1 protein-coding gene is annotated in these 272 nt (G+C 62.9%); it reads left to right on the forward strand.

The window, feature by feature from the left end; all coding sequences use genetic code 11:
* Nucleotides 1–272: DUF2784 family protein (locus SB771_RS34505; RefSeq protein WP_410721977.1), on the forward strand; the 272-nt coding region annotated here is incomplete at both ends.

Below are 272 nucleotides of genomic sequence, written 5' to 3' on the forward strand. Positions count from 1 at the left end.
ATCGTGGGCGGACTCGCGGCGATCTGGGTAGGCTCGCTCCTCAATTGGGAATGGGTACGCCAACGGCTGTTCCGGCTCGCGCATCTGTTCGCGATCGGCCTCGTGGCGATATTGTCGCTAGTCGGTGTGGTCTGTTCGTTGACCGCGCTGGAAGACTGGCTGCGCGGCGGCTCGGTTGACACGCAAGGCTTCATCCAGCGCTGGGTGAGCCGCCTGCTCTACTACGACGTGCCGGTCTGGATGTTGACGCTCCTATACGTGGTGTTCGCGCT

This window comes from Burkholderia sp. SIMBA_051, assembly GCF_046534915.1.
Lineage (GTDB): Bacteria > Pseudomonadota > Gammaproteobacteria > Burkholderiales > Burkholderiaceae > Burkholderia > Burkholderia ambifaria.